At 71.2% G+C, this 15,480-nt stretch carries 16 protein-coding genes and 1 riboswitch; of the genes, 4 read left to right on the forward strand and 12 right to left on the reverse strand.

Translation table 11 applies throughout. The features are described from left to right. Positions 1-2 precede the first annotated feature (2 nt). Genes ribH through ribD form a run of 4 tightly spaced genes read right to left on the reverse strand, consistent with a single transcriptional unit; the run spans position 3 to position 3,383 of the window. Positions 3-494, reverse strand: a complete 492-nt coding sequence (gene ribH / locus H976_RS0114795) for a 6,7-dimethyl-8-ribityllumazine synthase (protein WP_027862179.1) — start codon at positions 492-494, stop codon at positions 3-5. Next, positions 491-1,759 (reverse strand): bifunctional 3,4-dihydroxy-2-butanone-4-phosphate synthase/GTP cyclohydrolase II, encoded by a 1,269-nt coding sequence (locus H976_RS0114800; protein ID WP_027862180.1) that lies wholly within the window; start codon positions 1,757-1,759, stop codon positions 491-493. The genes ribH and H976_RS0114800 overlap by 4 nt, the downstream gene beginning before the upstream one ends. After that, positions 1,756-2,346 (reverse strand): riboflavin synthase, encoded by a 591-nt coding sequence (locus tag H976_RS0114805; RefSeq protein WP_027862181.1) that lies wholly within the window; start codon positions 2,344-2,346, stop codon positions 1,756-1,758. Before H976_RS0114805 ends, H976_RS0114800 begins: the two co-directional genes overlap by 4 nt. Continuing rightward, positions 2,346-3,383 (reverse strand): bifunctional diaminohydroxyphosphoribosylaminopyrimidine deaminase/5-amino-6-(5-phosphoribosylamino)uracil reductase RibD, encoded by a 1,038-nt coding sequence (ribD, locus tag H976_RS0114810; protein ID WP_027862182.1) that lies wholly within the window; start codon positions 3,381-3,383, stop codon positions 2,346-2,348. Before ribD ends, H976_RS0114805 begins: the two co-directional genes overlap by 1 nt. 81 nt (positions 3,384-3,464) lie before the next feature. Further along, a riboswitch (FMN riboswitch) is annotated at positions 3,465-3,640 on the reverse strand. A gap of 233 nt (positions 3,641-3,873) precedes the next feature. Between ribD and H976_RS0114815 the strand changes: the two genes are divergently transcribed. Genes H976_RS0114815 through H976_RS0114825 form a run of 3 tightly spaced genes read left to right on the forward strand, consistent with a single transcriptional unit; the run spans position 3,874 to position 5,899 of the window. Next, on the forward strand, positions 3,874-4,452 hold the full coding sequence (locus H976_RS0114815; RefSeq protein WP_027862183.1) for a TetR/AcrR family transcriptional regulator: 579 nt from the start codon (positions 3,874-3,876) through the stop codon (positions 4,450-4,452). After that, positions 4,449-5,039 carry a carboxymuconolactone decarboxylase family protein gene (locus tag H976_RS0114820; RefSeq protein WP_051276862.1) on the forward strand — a complete coding sequence of 197 codons (591 nt, stop codon included), beginning with the start codon at positions 4,449-4,451 and terminating at the stop codon, positions 5,037-5,039. Before H976_RS0114815 ends, H976_RS0114820 begins: the two co-directional genes overlap by 4 nt. Then, entirely contained in the window at positions 5,039-5,899 is an 861-nt protein-coding gene (locus H976_RS0114825) for an RNA polymerase sigma-70 factor (protein ID WP_027862185.1), read from the forward strand. Before H976_RS0114820 ends, H976_RS0114825 begins: the two co-directional genes overlap by 1 nt. A 61-nt stretch (positions 5,900-5,960) precedes the next feature. On the opposite strand, the gene H976_RS0114830 is transcribed toward H976_RS0114825, so the two are convergent. The 6 genes from H976_RS0114830 to def form a co-directional block, all read right to left on the reverse strand. Continuing rightward, positions 5,961-7,415, reverse strand: a complete 1,455-nt coding sequence (locus H976_RS0114830) for a S8 family serine peptidase (protein ID WP_027862186.1) — start codon at positions 7,413-7,415, stop codon at positions 5,961-5,963. Between the two features lie 69 nt (positions 7,416-7,484). Beyond that, on the reverse strand, positions 7,485-8,135 hold the full coding sequence (gene rpe / locus H976_RS0114835; RefSeq protein ID WP_027862187.1) for a ribulose-phosphate 3-epimerase: 651 nt from the start codon (positions 8,133-8,135) through the stop codon (positions 7,485-7,487). A gap of 25 nt (positions 8,136-8,160) precedes the next feature. Further along, positions 8,161-9,477, reverse strand: coding sequence for an RsmB/NOP family class I SAM-dependent RNA methyltransferase (locus H976_RS26500; protein ID WP_051276863.1), 1,317 nt, complete (start codon positions 9,475-9,477; stop codon positions 8,161-8,163). Beyond that, positions 9,474-9,920: a hypothetical protein gene (locus H976_RS0114845; RefSeq protein ID WP_027862188.1), complete on the reverse strand. Its 447-nt coding sequence runs from the start codon at positions 9,918-9,920 to the stop codon at positions 9,474-9,476. The genes H976_RS26500 and H976_RS0114845 overlap by 4 nt, the downstream gene beginning before the upstream one ends. Further along, positions 9,917-10,843 carry a methionyl-tRNA formyltransferase gene (gene fmt, locus H976_RS0114850; protein ID WP_027862189.1) on the reverse strand — a complete coding sequence of 309 codons (927 nt, stop codon included), beginning with the start codon at positions 10,841-10,843 and terminating at the stop codon, positions 9,917-9,919. Before fmt ends, H976_RS0114845 begins: the two co-directional genes overlap by 4 nt. Next, positions 10,843-11,388: a peptide deformylase gene (gene def / locus H976_RS0114855; protein ID WP_027862190.1), complete on the reverse strand. Its 546-nt coding sequence runs from the start codon at positions 11,386-11,388 to the stop codon at positions 10,843-10,845. Before def ends, fmt begins: the two co-directional genes overlap by 1 nt. 51 nt (positions 11,389-11,439) lie before the next feature. On the opposite strand from def, the gene H976_RS0114860 reads away from it, so the two are divergent. Continuing rightward, positions 11,440-12,000 (forward strand): dihydrofolate reductase family protein, encoded by a 561-nt coding sequence (locus tag H976_RS0114860; protein ID WP_027862191.1) that lies wholly within the window; start codon positions 11,440-11,442, stop codon positions 11,998-12,000. On the opposite strand, the gene H976_RS0114865 is transcribed toward H976_RS0114860, so the two are convergent. Next, the gene (locus H976_RS0114865) at positions 12,001-14,058 is read right to left on the reverse strand and encodes a primosomal protein N' (RefSeq protein WP_155918283.1); all 2,058 of its coding nucleotides are present in this window, start codon (positions 14,056-14,058) and stop codon (positions 12,001-12,003) included. 156 nt (positions 14,059-14,214) lie between these two features. Continuing rightward, positions 14,215-15,417 carry a methionine adenosyltransferase gene (gene metK, locus H976_RS0114870; RefSeq protein ID WP_027862193.1) on the reverse strand — a complete coding sequence of 401 codons (1,203 nt, stop codon included), beginning with the start codon at positions 15,415-15,417 and terminating at the stop codon, positions 14,215-14,217. Positions 15,418-15,480 lie beyond the last annotated feature (63 nt).

Genomic DNA, 15,480 nt, shown 5'->3' on the forward strand with positions numbered 1-15,480 from the left:
GCTCAGCGGATGTCGTTGTCGGCGCCGATCTGGCGCAAGGTCTGAGCGGTGCGGAGGGCGGCGGCGGTGGCTTCGTAGCCCTTGCTCTCGCTGCTTCCCTCGAGCCCGGCCCGGTCGAGCGCCTGCTCCTCGGTGTCGCAGGTGAGCAGACCGAAGCCGACCGGCACTCCGGTCTGCAGCGCCACCTGGTTGAGCCCGTCGGTGGCCGCGGTGCAGACGTAGTCGAAGTGCGGGGTGCCGCCCCGGATGACGACGCCGAGCGCGACGACGGCGTCGTACTCCGCCCGGGCGCAGGCCTGGACGACCAGCGGCAGCTCGAAGGAGCCGGGAACGCGCACGACGTAGGGCTCGGTGACCTGGTACGCCGTGAGCGCCTCGTGCGCCCCGGCGAGCAGACCGTCCATCACCTGCTCGTGCCAGCTGGCGGCGACGACGGCGACCCTGAGGCCGCTGAGGTCGACGGGCTTGTCGGTGGGGATTCCTTCGCCGCTCATGAGTTCGCTCCTTGCGGATCGAGGTCGAGGCCGTCGAGCTGGTGGCCCATCCGGTCGCGCTTGGTCAGCAGGTACTGCAGGTTGTGCCCGTTGGGGCGTGGGGTCAGCGGCACGCGCTCGGTCACCGGGACGCCGTACGACTCCAGGCTCTCGGTCTTGTCGGGGTTGTTGGTCAGCAGGCGGACCGACGCCACCCCGAGGTCGCGGAGGATCTGGGTCGCGGCCCCGTAGTGCCGGGCGTCGGCCGGCAGTCCGAGGTCGAGGTTGGCGTCGACCGTGTCGCGACCACCGTCCTGGAGCTGGTAGGCCTGCAGCTTGGCGAGCAGGCCGATGCCGCGGCCCTCGTGGCCACGCAGGTAGATGACGACTCCCCTGCCCTCGCTGACGATCAGGTCCATCGCCTCGTTGAGCTGTGGTCCGCAGTCGCAGCGCTCCGAGCCGAACACGTCACCGGTGAGGCACTCGCTGTGCACGCGGGTGAGGACCGGCTGACCGTCGGCGATGGCATCTGCTCCGCCGTACACCAGCGCGACGTGCTCGCTGCCGTCGACGGTGATGCGGTAGCCGAACGCGGTGAAGTCGCCGTGGCTGGTCGGCAGCACCGTCTCGGCGACACGGACGACGTGGGACTCGGTGCGGCGGCGGTAGTGCACCATCTGCTCGATCGAGATCATCTTCAGGCCGTGCTCGTCGGCGAAGTCGCGCAGCTGCTGGCCGCGCTTCATGGTGCCGTCGTCGTTGACGACCTCGACGAGCACGCCGGCCGGGGTGAGTCCGGCCATCCGGGCGAGGTCGACGGCCGCCTCGGTGTGGCCCCGTCGTACGAGCACGCCGCCTTCGCGGTAGCGCAACGGGAAGACGTGACCGGGTCGCGTGACGTCCCACGGCTCGCTCGCCGAGTCGGCCAGCACGCGTGCAGTGTGAGCCCGGTCGGCGGCCGAGATGCCGGTGGTGACGCCGTCGCGGGCGTCGACCGAGATGGTGTACGCCGTCCGCAGCTTGTCCTTGTTGTGCGGCGTCATCAGCGGGATCTCCAACCGGTCGAGCATGTCGGCCGGCATCGGCACGCAGATCACCCCGCTGCTGTGGCGGATGGTGAAGGCCATCAGCTCGGGCGTCGCCTTCGAGGCCGCGAAGATGATGTCGCCCTCGTTCTCACGGTCCTCGTCGTCGACCACGACCACGGCCTTGCCGGCGGCGATGTCGGCGACCGCCTCCTCGACGCGATCCAGCCGGATCGTGCCCTGCACAGTGGGTTCGGTCATGCGGGTCTCACCATCTTCTCGACGTACTTCGCGATCACGTCCACCTCGAGGTTGACGACGTCGCCGGGTTGCTTGAAGCCCAGGGTGGTGCGGGCCAGGGTCTCGGGGATGAGGCTGACGGTGAAGCTCTCCGGCATGACGTCCACCACGGTCAGGGAGATGCCGTCCACCGTGATCGACCCCTTTGCGACCAGGTAGCGCTCGAGCTCGGCCGGCAGCGCGATCTCGACCAGCTCCCAGTGCTCGCTCGGCGTACGCCGCACGACCGTGCCGGTGCCGTCGACGTGCCCCTGCACGATGTGGCCGCCGAGACGGGTGGTCGGCGTGACCGCGCGCTCGAGGTTGACCTGCGTGCCCGGCTCGAGGGCTCCCAGGCTCGTCTTGGCGAGGGTCTCGTGCATGACGTCGGCGGTGAAGGTGCCCTCGTCACGCGTCGCGACGGTCAGGCAGCAGCCGTTGACCGAGATGGAGTCGCCCAGTCCGGCGTCGCCCGTGACCAGCGGACCACGGACGGTCAACCGAATGGCGTCGCCCTGGTCCTCCAGTGACTCGACGGTGCCGAGCTCCTCGATGATGCCCGTGAACATCAGTGGTTCTCCTTGGGGGTCATGGTCAGTCGGACGTTCGCCTCCGCGGCGGTGCCGACCGTGGTCACGTCGGTGATCCGGAGGCGCAACGTGTCGGCGATCGTGCTGATTCCGAAATCGCCCACGGCGCTGGTGCCGGCACCGAGGAGCGCCGGGGCGACGTACGCCACCACCTCGTCAACCAGCCCGGCCCGCACGAACGCGGCCGCCAGCTCGGGACCTCCCTCGAGGAAGACGTGCTGGCGGTCGAGCTGGTGCAGCCGGTCGAGCGCTTCCCGCGGGTCGTGGGTCTCCAGGCGGATCGTCGGTGCGCGGTCGTTGAAGATGCGCCGGTCGGGGTCCAGCTCGCGCAGGCCCATCACGGCTCGCAGCGGCTGGTGGGCCAGCGGTTCGTCGTACTCGTCGCGCACGGTGAGCTCGGGGTCGTCGACCTCGACCGTTCCCGTGCCGACCAGCATCACGTCGCACTGGGCCCGCAGCCGGTGGGCGTCGACCCGCGCGGGGTGGGAGGTGACCCAGCGGCTGCTCCCGTCGGCAGCGGCGCTGCGACCGTCGAGCGTGGCGGCGAACTTCCAGGTGACGAAGGGCCGGTGGTGCTCCATGCCGAAGGTCCACGCCCGGTTGAGCGCCCGCGCCTCGCGCTCCATCAGGCCGAACGCGACCTCGACCCCGGCGGCCCGCAGGGTCGACTCGCCACCAGCCGCGATCGGGTTGGGGTCTGGCTGCGCGAACACGACCCGCGCGACGCCGGCCTCGACCATGGCCTGGGCACACGGGCCGGTGCGTCCGGTGTGGTTGCAGGGCTCGAGCGTGACGACCGCCGTCGCACCTCGAGCATCGGCCCCCGCCTCGCCCAGCGCGGCAGCCTCGGCGTGCGGGGTCCCCGCCCCGCGGTGGTACCCCTCCGCGATCTCGGCCCCGTCAGCGTCCAACAGCACGCACCCCACCCGGGGGTTCGGGCCCAGCGGGACACCGGGCGTGCGCGCCAGGTCGAGCGCGCGACGCATCGCTCGCTGCTCGCTGGCGCTGAACTCCATCTCGATCTCGCCTCTCCGGTCGGTCCGCTCACGGACTCCGGGGCGAGGACGCATCGACCGGGTACGCCGGCCGCGCGACTCCTGCGTGCTTCTTCTCATCCGGACTTTGACCGTCGGTCCAGGAGTTCCACCTGGTCAACCGGACGCTCCCCATCTGGTGGACGGAGTGCGGCCGGGTCGCGGACTTCTGCGTGGATCGATGGTGCATCCACCCAGTCACCGCCGGTGCGGAGTTTCACCGCCCCCAGAGCACGCGAGCATCTCTGCTCGTCGTACCAAGCCTGCCACACCGGGACGAGCAAGGAGGTGTGAGGCGCCTCACCTGGGGCGGGACACCGGTCTTCCGGGTTGACGGAACGTTCCGGCAAAGGAGCGCTTTGACGGAACGATCCGTCAACCCGCGCGGGTGCCCTGGGGCGATTTCATGGAGCCTGTGGATCGATCCCGACGATCCGGGTTTCGTGTCAGTCCGGAGTGATGGCCTGTCTCCATGCCCATCTTGATCGACACCGAGAATCGCACGGGCATCCTCGTGCAGGCGGTCAACGACATCCTGATCGAGTCCGGTCCGGCCGGCCTGACGATTCGCAACATCGCCAAGGTCAGCGGCGTCGGCCCGTCGTCGATCTACGAGCAGATGGGCAGTCGCGAGCACCTGTTGCGGGTGGCCGCAGGGCGCACGACCAAGGCCCGCACGGCATCCCTTCGCGTCGAGAGCGCGATTCACGGGATGCTGGCCTTCCTGCCGCGCGAACCCGAAGAAGTCCTCGACACCCGCGCCTGGCTGGCCTGGCTCGAGCTCTGGCGAGTCGAGGACTTCCTGAGCCGCTGGATCGCCGAGAGCCGCGCAGACGAGCGCGCTCTGCTCGCGCGGGCAACCGACTACCAGCTGGTGCGCAACGAGCTCGATGAGCTGCTCGCGCTGGTCGACGGACTGCGCACGGCCATCTGCGCTCCGGTCGAGCCCATGCGACTCGAGACGGCCCACGGCATCCTCACGAAGCGATGTCACACCCTGCCGGCGTGTCGTGTCTCCCCTGTACAGACCCAGTCGAGGAGGACGGCATGACCATCACCCAGAGGAACGACTCAGCAACCACGAGCACCGCCCGCGTGCCGCTGGAGCACCCCGGCAGCCTGCTGGCCAAGCTGATGAACGCCTACTCGCGGCACGAGTTCGGGCTCGAGGCCGAGCCCACCAAGGCGCTGCTGCACCAGCCCAAGGTGCTGACGGCGATCGCGCGCTTCGGCATGAAGGCGCAGAAGTGGTCGCGGCTCGACACCGGGCTCAAGGAGCTGGCCACCCTCGCGGTCGCCAGCCACATCGGGTGCAGCTGGTGCATGGACTACGGCTACTACCTCTCCCGGACCCACGGGATGCCGATCGAGAAGCTCGAGCAGATCACCACGTGGCGTGAGAGCACGGTCTACACACCGGTGGAGCGCCAGGTGCTGGAGTACGCCGAGGCGATGACCGCCACTCCCCCGACGGTCACCGACGAGATGGTGGCGGCCCTGCGCGAGGAGATGGACGACGCCCAGCTGGTGGAGCTGACTGCGATGATCGGGGCGGAGAACCTCTTCTCCCGGACCAACATCGCACTCGGCCTGAGCAGTCAGGGTTTCAAGAGCCAGTGCGACCTGTCGAGGAACTGATGAACGCGACGGAGACCTTCGAGCAGCACCGTTCGACACTGATCGGGGCGGCGTACCGGATCCTCGGCAGCCGCTCCGACGCGGAGGACGTCGTCCAGGAGGCGTGGATCCGGTGGTCGGGTGTCGAGCACGACACCATCGACGAGCCGCGTGCCTTCCTGCTGACCGTGACCACGCGACTGGCGCTGAACCGCCTGCGCCAGCTGGCCAGGCGCAAGGAGTCCTACGTCGGCCCGTGGCTGCCGGAGCCGGTGGCCACCGACCCTTCGGCCAACGGCGAGGCCGCGGCCCAGCTGGCCGACGAGGTGTCGATGGCGATGCTGATCGTGCTGGAGTCGCTCAGCCCGCTCGAGCGGGCGGCGTTCGTACTGACCGAGGTCTTCGGCATGTCCGCACCCGAGGTGGCCGACGCGTTGGACCGGAGTCCGGCGGCCGTCCGCCAGCTGGTGCACCGGGCCCGTTCGCACGTCGAGGCGCGGCAGCCGCGCCACGTCGTCGACGAGCGCCGGCACCGCGAGATCACCGAGAGGTTCATGGCGGCCGCCAAGGGCGGTGACCTCACCGCGTTGCTCGAGATCCTCTCCCCCGACGTCGTGCTGGTCACCGACGGCGGCGGGATCAAGCAGGCGGCGTTGCGACCGATCCACGGCGCTGACCGGGTGCTCCGCTGGTTCGCGGGAGTGCTGGAGAAGCCGGAGAGCGAGACGATCGACTTCGAGCTGCGCTCGGTCAACGGCGAGCTCGCCATCGTGGCCACCACGGCGGACGGTCTCGACGGCGTCATCTTCGTCACCGTCGAGGACGACCGGATCACCGCGCTGCACGGTATCCGCAATCCCGAGAAGCTCGGTGCCGTCTGACCACACCTGGCCGACGGCACCGAGCCTCCGGTTTCTTCGCGGTCCCTCCGCGAGACTGGCGTCAGCGGATGGCCGCCACGGCCGCCACCACGTCGACGAGGCCGTAGCCCTTGTCGAAGCTGGTGGTGCCGAGCGGACCCGCTTCGTACGGCGCACCGTTGCTGAACTTGTACGCCGTCGACTTCAGCGCGTTCTCGACCTGGGCCGGAGTCGCCGACGGGTTGGCCTGGAACAGCTGGGCGACGATGCCAGCGATGTCCGGGGCGGCCATCGACGTGCCGCTGATCGTGTTGAAGGTGCCGATGTCCGTCGGGCCGGGGCCGTTCTGCGGGTCCAGCCCGGTCGAGCAGATCGGCAGGTAGAGACGGCAGGACGAGGTGATGTTCTCTCCCGGGGCCGAGATGTCGGGGTAGGTCGACTGGTCGCCCGCCTTGCCGCGCGAGGAGTAGTCGGAGACGGTCCCGTCGCGGGTGCCGTTGTCCTGGTCGTAGTACGACGCCACCGAGATGATGCCGCCCGTCGGGTCCTTGCCGGGCGGGTTCGACAGGTCGGTCGAGCCGTCGCCACCGTCGTTGCCGTTGGCCCACACCGTCACGACACCCTCGGCCGCGAGGGCCTCCTGGATCTTGGCGGTCGCCGAGTTGGGGTCGAACGCTCCACCGCCCGTCGGGCCGTAGGAGTTGTTGGTGACCTTGATCGGCGGGCAGGTGCTGGCGGGCACGCCGGCGCCACAGGGAGCGTCGTGGTTCTCGAGCACCCAGTTCAGGGCCGCGTCGGCGCCGATGATGACCAGGCCGGCACCGGTCGAGAGGTCGACCAGCTTGGCGCCCGGAGCGGCACCCTGCTGGACCACGCCGCCGACGGCCGTCGGGCGACCGGCGACGATGCCGTTCACGTGGGTGCCGTGGCCTCCGAGCGAGAGGGTGTCGGTGTCGATCGAGTTCGGCACCTTCTGCACGGTGCACTGGGTCTCGGTCGGGTCGCAGAGCGTCTTGTAGCTGGCCACGACGGCACTGCTGCCGTCGGCCTCCTTGAAGTACGGGTGCGTCGGGTCGACACCGGAGTCGATGACGCCGACCGAGACTCCCTTGCCGGTCAGCGCGCTGCCGTCGGCACCGGTCAGCGTCTGGGTCGCCTCGAGGCCGCGGGTGGCCTTGTTGGAGGTCTCGGCGAAGAAGCGGATCGGTTGTGCGCCGGCCTCGACGTAGGTGACTCCCGGCTGGCTGCGCACCGACTGGATCTGGGCCTTGGTGCCGCGGGCGCCGACAACGCCGATCTTCTTGAAGGTGACCACCTTGGTCAGGCCGACAGCTGAAACCGCCCGGTTGGCGTCAGCCAGGGTCGCACCGTGCACGAGCACCACGGTCTTCCCGGAGAGCGAGGTCAGCTGCTTGCCGAGGTACGGCGAGACCGCGGCCAGGTCAGGTGAGGCGGTCGCCGGGGTCGGCAGGGCGAGCCCCACGGCGATGACGGCAGCTGCACCAGCGGCCAGTGAGGTGAGGATGCGAGCACGCACTCGGGATCTCCTTGCCCGGCCACCCCCACTGGGCGGCACTGCACCCACAACGACCGTTTCGTCCCGGGGCTACGTGGCGAGCTTGCGCAGCTCCTCGACCACGGCGTCAGGGTCCTCGGCCGAGTAGACGGCCGACCCGGCGACGAACACGTCGGCGCCGGCCTCGGCGCAGCGCCCGATCGTCTCCAGCGAGACGCCGCCGTCGACCTGGAGCCACAGCTCGAGACCGGCCTCGGAGACCAGCTCCCGCGCCCGCCGGATCTTGGGCAGGCACGCGTCGAGGAACTTCTGCCCGCCGAAGCCGGGCTCCACGGTCATGATCAGCAGCATGTCGAGCTCGCCGAGCATGTCGGCGTACGGTTCGACCGACGTGGCGGGCTTGAGCGCCATCGAGGCTCGCGCTCCCTTGGCGCGCAGCTCGCGGGCCAGCCGGACCGGCGCCTTCGCCGCCTCGGCGTGGAAGGTCACCGATCCGGCACCGGCCTCGGCGTACGCCGGTGCCCAGCGGTCGGGGTCCTCGATCATCAGGTGGGTGTCGATCGGCAGGTCGGTCGCCTGGGCGAGGCTCTCGACGACCGGCAGCCCGATGGTGAGGTTCGGCACGAAGTGGTTGTCCATCACGTCCACGTGCACCCAGTCGGCGCTCGGGATGCGTGCGACCTCGTCGGCGAGGCGCGACAGGTCGGCGTTGAGGATGCTCGGCGTGATCTGAATGGCCATGGTGGGCCAAGCCTAGAGACCTTGCTCAGTGCTTGCGGAGGAGTGCCAGGAACATCGCGTCGGTGCCGTGCCGGTGCGGCCACAGCTGCACCGCCCCGGGGAGGTGTGCCGAGGCGGCGTCGTCGGCCTCGGGCACGAGTGGACCGCCGTCCTCCAGACGTACGTCGGCCCGGCCGGCCAGCACGTCCTGCACCACCCCGGCCGTCTCGGCGACGACGGGCGAGCAGGTCGCGTAGAGCACCACTCCCCCGGGTCGCACCGAGTCGATGGCGCTCTCGAGCAGCGCGCGTTGCAGCGGGACGAGGTCGTCGAGGTCATCGGGACGACGTCGCCAGCGACTCTCCGGACGCCGACGGAGCGCTCCCAGTCCCGAGCACGGCGCGTCGACCAGCACCCGGTCGAACGACCCGTCCGACCACGGGGGCCGGGTGCCGTCACCCACCACGACCTCGCCACCGGTGGCGCGCAGCGCCTGGGCGACCAGCAGTGCGCGGTGCGGCTGGCGCTCGTTGGCCAGCAGCCGGGCACCGTGCTGACGCGCCAGGGCGGCCAGCAGCGCCGCCTTGCCGCCGGGGCCGGCACACAGGTCGAGCCACCGCTCGTCGCGGCCCTCGAGAGCTGCCCGGGTCAGGGCCAGCGCGACCAGCTGGGAGCCGGCGTCCTGCACGCCGGCACGCCCGTCCCGGACCGCCGGGATCGCTCCCGGGTCGCCGGACTCGAGGCTCACGCCCAGTGGCGACAAGGTCGGCGCGCCGGTCAGCTCCTCGACGGTCGACAGCCCCGGTCGCGCCACCAGGGTCACCCGCGGTCGCTCGTTGTCGGCCGCCAGCAGCGCCTCGAGCTCGTCGGGGCGGCCCAGGGCGCGGGCCAGCTCGACCACGATCCACGGCGGGTGCGAGAACCGCACCGCCTGCGAGGCGTCGAGCAGGTCCATCCACGAGGCGAGGTCGCGCTCGGCGATCCGGCGCATCAGCGCGTTGGTGAAGCCGGCCGGCTTGTGGCCGATCCGTTCGCGGACCAGCTCGACGGTGCTCGCCACAGCGGCGTGGTCGGGAACGCGCATGGCGAGCACCTGGTGGGCGCCGAGACGGAGCGCATCGCGGACGGCGGGGTCGGGCTTCCGTCCGGCGAGATGGTCGATGACGGCGTCGTACGACCCCTGGCCGCGGAGCGTCCCACCGACCAGCTCGGTCACGAAGGCGGCGTCACGGCCCTCGATCCGTCGCTCGCGCAGGAGCTGGGGCAGCACCAGGTTGGCGTAGGCGTCGTCCTCGCGAACAGCCCGGAGCACGTCGTAGGCCGCCAGCCGGGGAGCATCGACCTTGCTGATCCTCGGGCTCACGCGAGGAACTCTTTGACCAGCTTCTTCGGTGCCGTCGCGACCCAGGCGTCGGTGATCACCTCGGCCAGCTCGCCGCGGGTGATCTCGCCGAGCCTGGCCTGCTGGACGAGTACGGCGTTGTAGCCCTTGAAGTGGTCAATGGTGAAGAACGGCCCGTCCCCGTCGACGAGCGCCTGCTTGTCGTCGGCGTTGGAGGTGCGGATCACCAGCAGGTCGTCGTACGGCTCACCGGTGTCGGGGTTGACGGCGGTCTTGTGCGGCTTGCGGTAGAGCACGAAGCCGCGGCCCTTGTCGCCCTTGACCCCCCGGCCATCAGACAGACGCAGGGGAACCAGCCACGTCGGTACGTCGCCCCAGGAGGTGCCGAACCAGGTCTCGGGCAGGCCGCTGCAGATCTCCTCGACGTCCTCGGGGCGGGCCGGCCTCGTCGAATCCCTGGTCATGAGCCCAGCATGGCCCCGTCGGGGAACTGCACGCCACGAGCCCAGTCGGCAGCATCCATCTCCTTGCGGCCGTGGGGCTTGACGCGGCCGAGCTCGACCGGCCCGGTGGCGGTGCCGACGAACACGGCGTTCTTGGTCACCCCGAGCACCCCCGGGTCGAGGCGCTCCCGGTCGACGAGCCGCACCGGTCCGAGCTTGATCCGCTCACCGGCCGACGTCGACCACGCGCCCGGTGCAGGAGTGCAGGCTCGGATGCGCCGGTCGACGGCGACGGCCGGTTCGGTCCAGTCGACGAGCGCGTCCTCGACGGTGATCTTGGGGGCCAGGCTGACGCCCTCACCCGGCTGCTCGCGGGCCTCGAGCGTGCCGTCCTCGATCCCGTCCAGGGTCTGCACGAGCAGACCTGCGCCTCCCTCCGCGAGGCGTGCGAGCAGGTCTCCGGCCGTGTCGCCCGGGCGCACGGTCTGGGTCATCAGTCCGAAGGTCGGCCCGGCGTCGAGCTCCTTGACGATGCGGAACGTGGTGGCGCCGGTCACCTCGTCGCCGGCCCAGATCGCGTGCTGCACCGGAGCGGCACCGCGCCAGGCGGGCAGCACCGAGAAGTGCAGGTTGACCCAGCCGTGCTCGGGGATGTCGAGGGCCGACTGCGGCAGCAGCGCGCCGTACGCCACCACCGGGCAGCAGGCCGGGTCCAACGCCCGCAGCGCCTCCTGGAAGTCGGGGTCGCGAGGGTGGTCGGGCTTGAGCACGGGTACGCCGAGCTCCTCGGCGCGCACGGCGACCGGCGAGGCGGCCAGCTTGCGACCACGACCAGCCGGCGCATCCGGACGAGTGACCACGCCGACCAGCTCGTGCTTGCTGTCGGCGACCGCGTCGAGGGCCGGCAGGGCGACCTCGGGGGTGCCCGCGAAGACGACCTTCACTAGATGCCGAGACCGTTCGTCGCGTGCGGGGAGAACTTCACCTGCGGCGTGGGGTCACCGAACCACTCGGCCTCGCGGATGAACTTCATCGCTTCCTTGCGGGCCTCGCGGTCCAGCCGGTCGACGAAGATGATGCCGTCGAGGTGGTCGGTCTCGTGCTGGATCGCACGGGCCAGCATCTCCGAGCCCTCGACGAGCAGCGGCTCGCCGTACATGTCGAAACCGTGGGCGACCACGGACAGGGCCCGTTTGCAGTCGATGCTGAACCCCGGGATGGACAGGCAGCCCTCGGGACCGTCCTGGATCTCCTCGGAGAGGGTCAGCTGGGGGTTGACGAGGTGTCCGAGCTCGCCGTCGACGTGCCAGGTGAACACCCGCAGCCCGACACCGATCTGGGGCGCCGCGAGACCCGACCCCGGGGCCTCGAGCATCGTGTCGGTGAGGTCCTGCACGAGCGTGCGGAGCTCCTGGTCGAAGTCGACGACCGGCTCCGCGGCCGTGCGCAGCACCGGGTCGCCGAACAGCCGGATGGGCCTGGTGGACAAGGGGTACACCTCCTGGTGACGAACGCCCGTCAGTCTAGGAGGCTGGTCCCCGTGCGCACGCTGAGCATCACCCAGAACGTCACCCTCGACGGGTGCGTGGAGATGATCACCGACTGGTTCCACCCGCAGGACCAGGGCCGGACCGACATGGCCGACGTACAGGAGGAGAACCAGCGCGCGGCTGCGCGCTGCGACGCGATGCTGCTGGGGCGGCGTACGTTCGAGGACTTCCGGGGCTACTGGCCCCAGCAGACCGACGACACCACCGGCATCACCGAGGAGCTCAACCGGCTGCAGAAGTACGTCGTCTCCACCACCCTGACCGACCCGGGCTGGCAGAACTCGACGATCCTCACCGGCGACCCGGTCGAGGAGGCGCGGCGACTCAAGGCCATGGACGGCCACGAGATCGACGTGACGGGCAGCATCACCCTGTGCCACGCGCTGCTCGAGGGCGGCGTGGTGGACGAGGTGCGGCTGTGGACCTATCCGGTGGTGCAGGGACGCGGGCGGCGGCTGTTCCCCGACGGGTTCCAGCTCGACCGACTGCGGCTGCTCGACGCCCGCTCGTTCCGGTCGGGGATCGTGCTGACGACGTACGCCGTCCGCTGACTACCCCAGCTCGGCCGGGTCGACCTCGACGCGGAGATGGGGCAGCTTGCGCGCCGAGCGCTGCGCCTGCAGCTGCTGGAGCGCGGCGGACAGGGCCGGCCCGGACGCGCGGGGGACGCGGACGACGTAGCGGACCTGCTCCTCGTCGCGCGCGTCCCGCGTCTCGACCGCGACCGGCCCGAGCACCTCGGCGCCGGCCGGCAGCTCGAGAGTCGGCAGAGCGCCCTCGAGGTCGTCCGGCTCGCCCGTGACCGTGGCGACCCGGGATGCGGGAGGGAGGTGGGCGGAGACCCGTTCGTCGATCTCGCGGCGGGCCAGTCCGGCGGGGTCCCAGCGGATCAGCGCCTGCAGGCCGGGGTGGGCCGACTCCCCCACGGCGAGCACGGCCCCTCCCGCCGCGGGTGAGCGGACGAGGGCAGCCGCGTTGGACCAGCGACGCAGGGCTTCCTCGGTCGCCCGCAGGTCGGCCCGGCCCAGGAGCAGCCAGGTGTCGAGCAGCAGCACGGCGGCGTAGCCCCCGCGGGCCACCGGCTCGGCGCCGGCGGTGGCCACCACGATGGCGGGCTGGTCGTCGACCTCGGCGATCACCCGCTCACCCGATGACGACTGGCGCACCAGCACCCCCGGGAGGGCGCGGCCGATCTCCTCGGCGGTGCGGGCATCGCCGAGGACCGGAGCCCGCAGGCCACGTCCACCGCACTCGGGACAGGTCCAGCCCGGCGCCTGGGTCGCACACCACGCACACTCGGGCGGGCGCGAGGGACCGCGCAGGCGCAGTGGTCCGTGGCAGACCGAGCACAGGGCCGGCGTACGGCAGTGGTCGCAGGCCAGCCGGGTGGCGTAGCCGACGCGCGGGGCCTGCACCAGCACGGGTCCGTGCTGGACCGCGTCGCGCAGCAGCTGGTGGGCCTCGCTCGGCAGCCGCGCCGAGCGGGCGGCGGCGTCGCGGGCCAGGTCGCGCTCGGAGTCGCCGGTGAGGCCGACCGAGATGCGCTCGCGGACCAGCTCGCGCGGGGCGACGACCTCGGTGGCCCAGCCCGTGCGGAGGAGGTATTCCGCCTCGACGCTGCGTGCGTGCGCCGCCAGCACGGCCGCGCAGCCGGTCTCCTGGGCGCGCATGAGCAGCACCTCGCGGGCGTGCGGGTACGGCGCCCGTGGCTCGTCGTGCAGGTCGTCGCCGTCGTCCCAGATCGCGACCAGCCCGAGGTCGCGCACGGGGGCGAAGGCAGCCGCACGGGTGCCGATCACGACCCGGACCGCACCCCGGGAGATGGCCAGGAAGGCGCGGTAGCGCTTGGCCGGGCCGGCGTCGGCCTGGAGCACGACGTGTCGGCCCTCTCCGAGACGGGCCGTCAGGGCAGCGTCGAGCCGGTCGAGGTCACGGTGGTCCGGGACGCAGACCAGCGCCCCCCGCCCGGCGAGCGCCGTGGCCACGACGCTCTCGGCCAGGATGGCGGCCCAGTCGTCGCCCGGCACCACGGTCCAGACGGCGCGGGGCGCACCGTCGGCCAGCCCGTCGAGGACCTCCACGCCGCCCGGGTAGTGCTTGACCAGGTCGAGGTCGACGCTCGCCTCGATCGGCGGAGCCGGCTGGCTCGGCTGCTTCTCGACAGTGGCGTGCCGGGGCGGGACGGCCAGGCGCAGCACGTCGGAGCGGGTGCCGGCGTACCTCCCGGCGACGGCAGCGGTCAGGGCAGCCACGTCGGGGGTCAGTACCGGCTCTGGACTGACCACGCGCCGCAGCGGCTGCAGCCGCCCCGTGTGCTCGGTGGTGGCCGCCCGCTCGATGACGAACCCGTCGACGTCCTGGCCCGCGAAACGCACCTTCACGCGCACGCCCGGCTGGGCGTCGTCGGCCATCGTCGCCGGGACGGTGTAGTCGAAGGGCCGGTCGAGGTGCGCGAGAGGGACGTCGACCAGCACCCGCGCCACCGGGTCGACCTCGGCCGGCTCGACGGGCTTCTTCGCCTTGGGCGGCGTGGCCTTGCGAGCGACCGCCCGGACCCGAGCGGGTGGTGGGAGCAGCGCGAGCTGGTCCTCCCCGTCGGTCTCGGTCACGGGGTCATGCTGTCACTCGGCTGGGACAGCCGCGTCCGTCGTACACAGGGACGGAGCGGACAGGGCTGGCGGGCAGAACTCAGGGCTGGCGGGCAATGCATTGCCTGCCAGCCCCCGGTTTCCCCGGACGTCCGGGGAAACCGATGCCGACCGCCCTCAGACCCCCGCCGCAGCCCGCAGCGCGTCGGCCCGGTCGGTCTTCTCCCAGGTGAAGTCGGGGAGCTCGCGACCGAAGTGGCCGTAGGCCGAGGTCTGGGCGTAGATCGGGCGCAGCAGGTCGAGGTCACGGATGATCGCGGCCGGGCGCAGGTCGAAGACCTCGAGCACGGCCTTCTGGATCGTCTCGTCGTCGACCTTGCCGGTGCCGAAGGTCTGCACGAAGACACCGACGGGCTGGGCCTTGCCGATCGCGTAGGCGACCTGGACCTCGGCGCGCCGGGCCAGGCCGGCGGCCACGATCGTCTTGGCCACCCAGCGCATGGCGTACGCCGCGGAGCGGTCGACCTTGGACGGGTCCTTGCCGGAGAACGCACCGCCACCGTGTCGAGCCATGCCGCCGTAGGTGTCGACGATGATCTTGCGGCCGGTCAGGCCGGCGTCGCCCATGGGTCCACCGGTGACGAACACGCCGGTCGGGTTCACCAGCAGGCGGTAGTCCTCCGAGGGGATGTCGAAGGTGGCGAGCACCTGGTCGATCACGTGCTTCTTGATGTCGGACTCGAGCGTCGCGAGCGTGGTCTCCTCGGCGTGCTGGGTGGAGAGCACGACCGTGTCGACGCGGACGGGACGGTCCTGCTCGTCGTACTCGATGGTGACCTGGGTCTTGCCGTCCGGGCGCAGGTAGTCGAGCGTGCCGTCCTTGCGCACCTCGGTCAGCCGCTCGGAGAGGCGGTGGGCGATGGTGATCGGCAGCGGCATCAGCTCGGGGGTGTCGTCGGAGGCGTACCCGAACATCAGGCCCTGGTCTCCGGCGCCCTGCTTGTCCATCTCGTCCTCGGAGGCGCTGACGCGCGACTCGTGGCCGTGGTCGACACCGGCGGCGATGTCGGCGGACTGGCCGCCGATCGCGACCTGGACGCCGCACGACTTGCCGTCGAAGCCCTTGAGCGAGGAGTCGTAGCCGATCTCGAGGATCTTCTTGCGGACCAGCTCGGCGACGGGGGCGTAGGCATTGGTGCGCACCTCGCCGGCGACGACGACCAGGCCGGTGGTCAGCAGGGTCTCGACCGCCACCCGCAGGTTGTTCTTGTCGGTGTCGTGCTCGAGCAGGTAGTCGAGCACCGTGTCACTGATCGCGTCGGCGATCTTGTCGGGGTGACCCTCGGTCACGGACTCGGAGGTGAACAGACGTCCGGTCAACTTCTCTACTCCTGCACAGTGGTGGTGGGCTGGTGCTGCCTTCGGGCCGGCGACCCCGTCGGG

Origin of the sequence: Marmoricola sp. URHB0036 (assembly GCF_000426045.1) — a bacterium.
In the GTDB taxonomy this organism is placed as follows: Bacteria; Actinomycetota; Actinomycetes; order Propionibacteriales; family Nocardioidaceae; genus Marmoricola.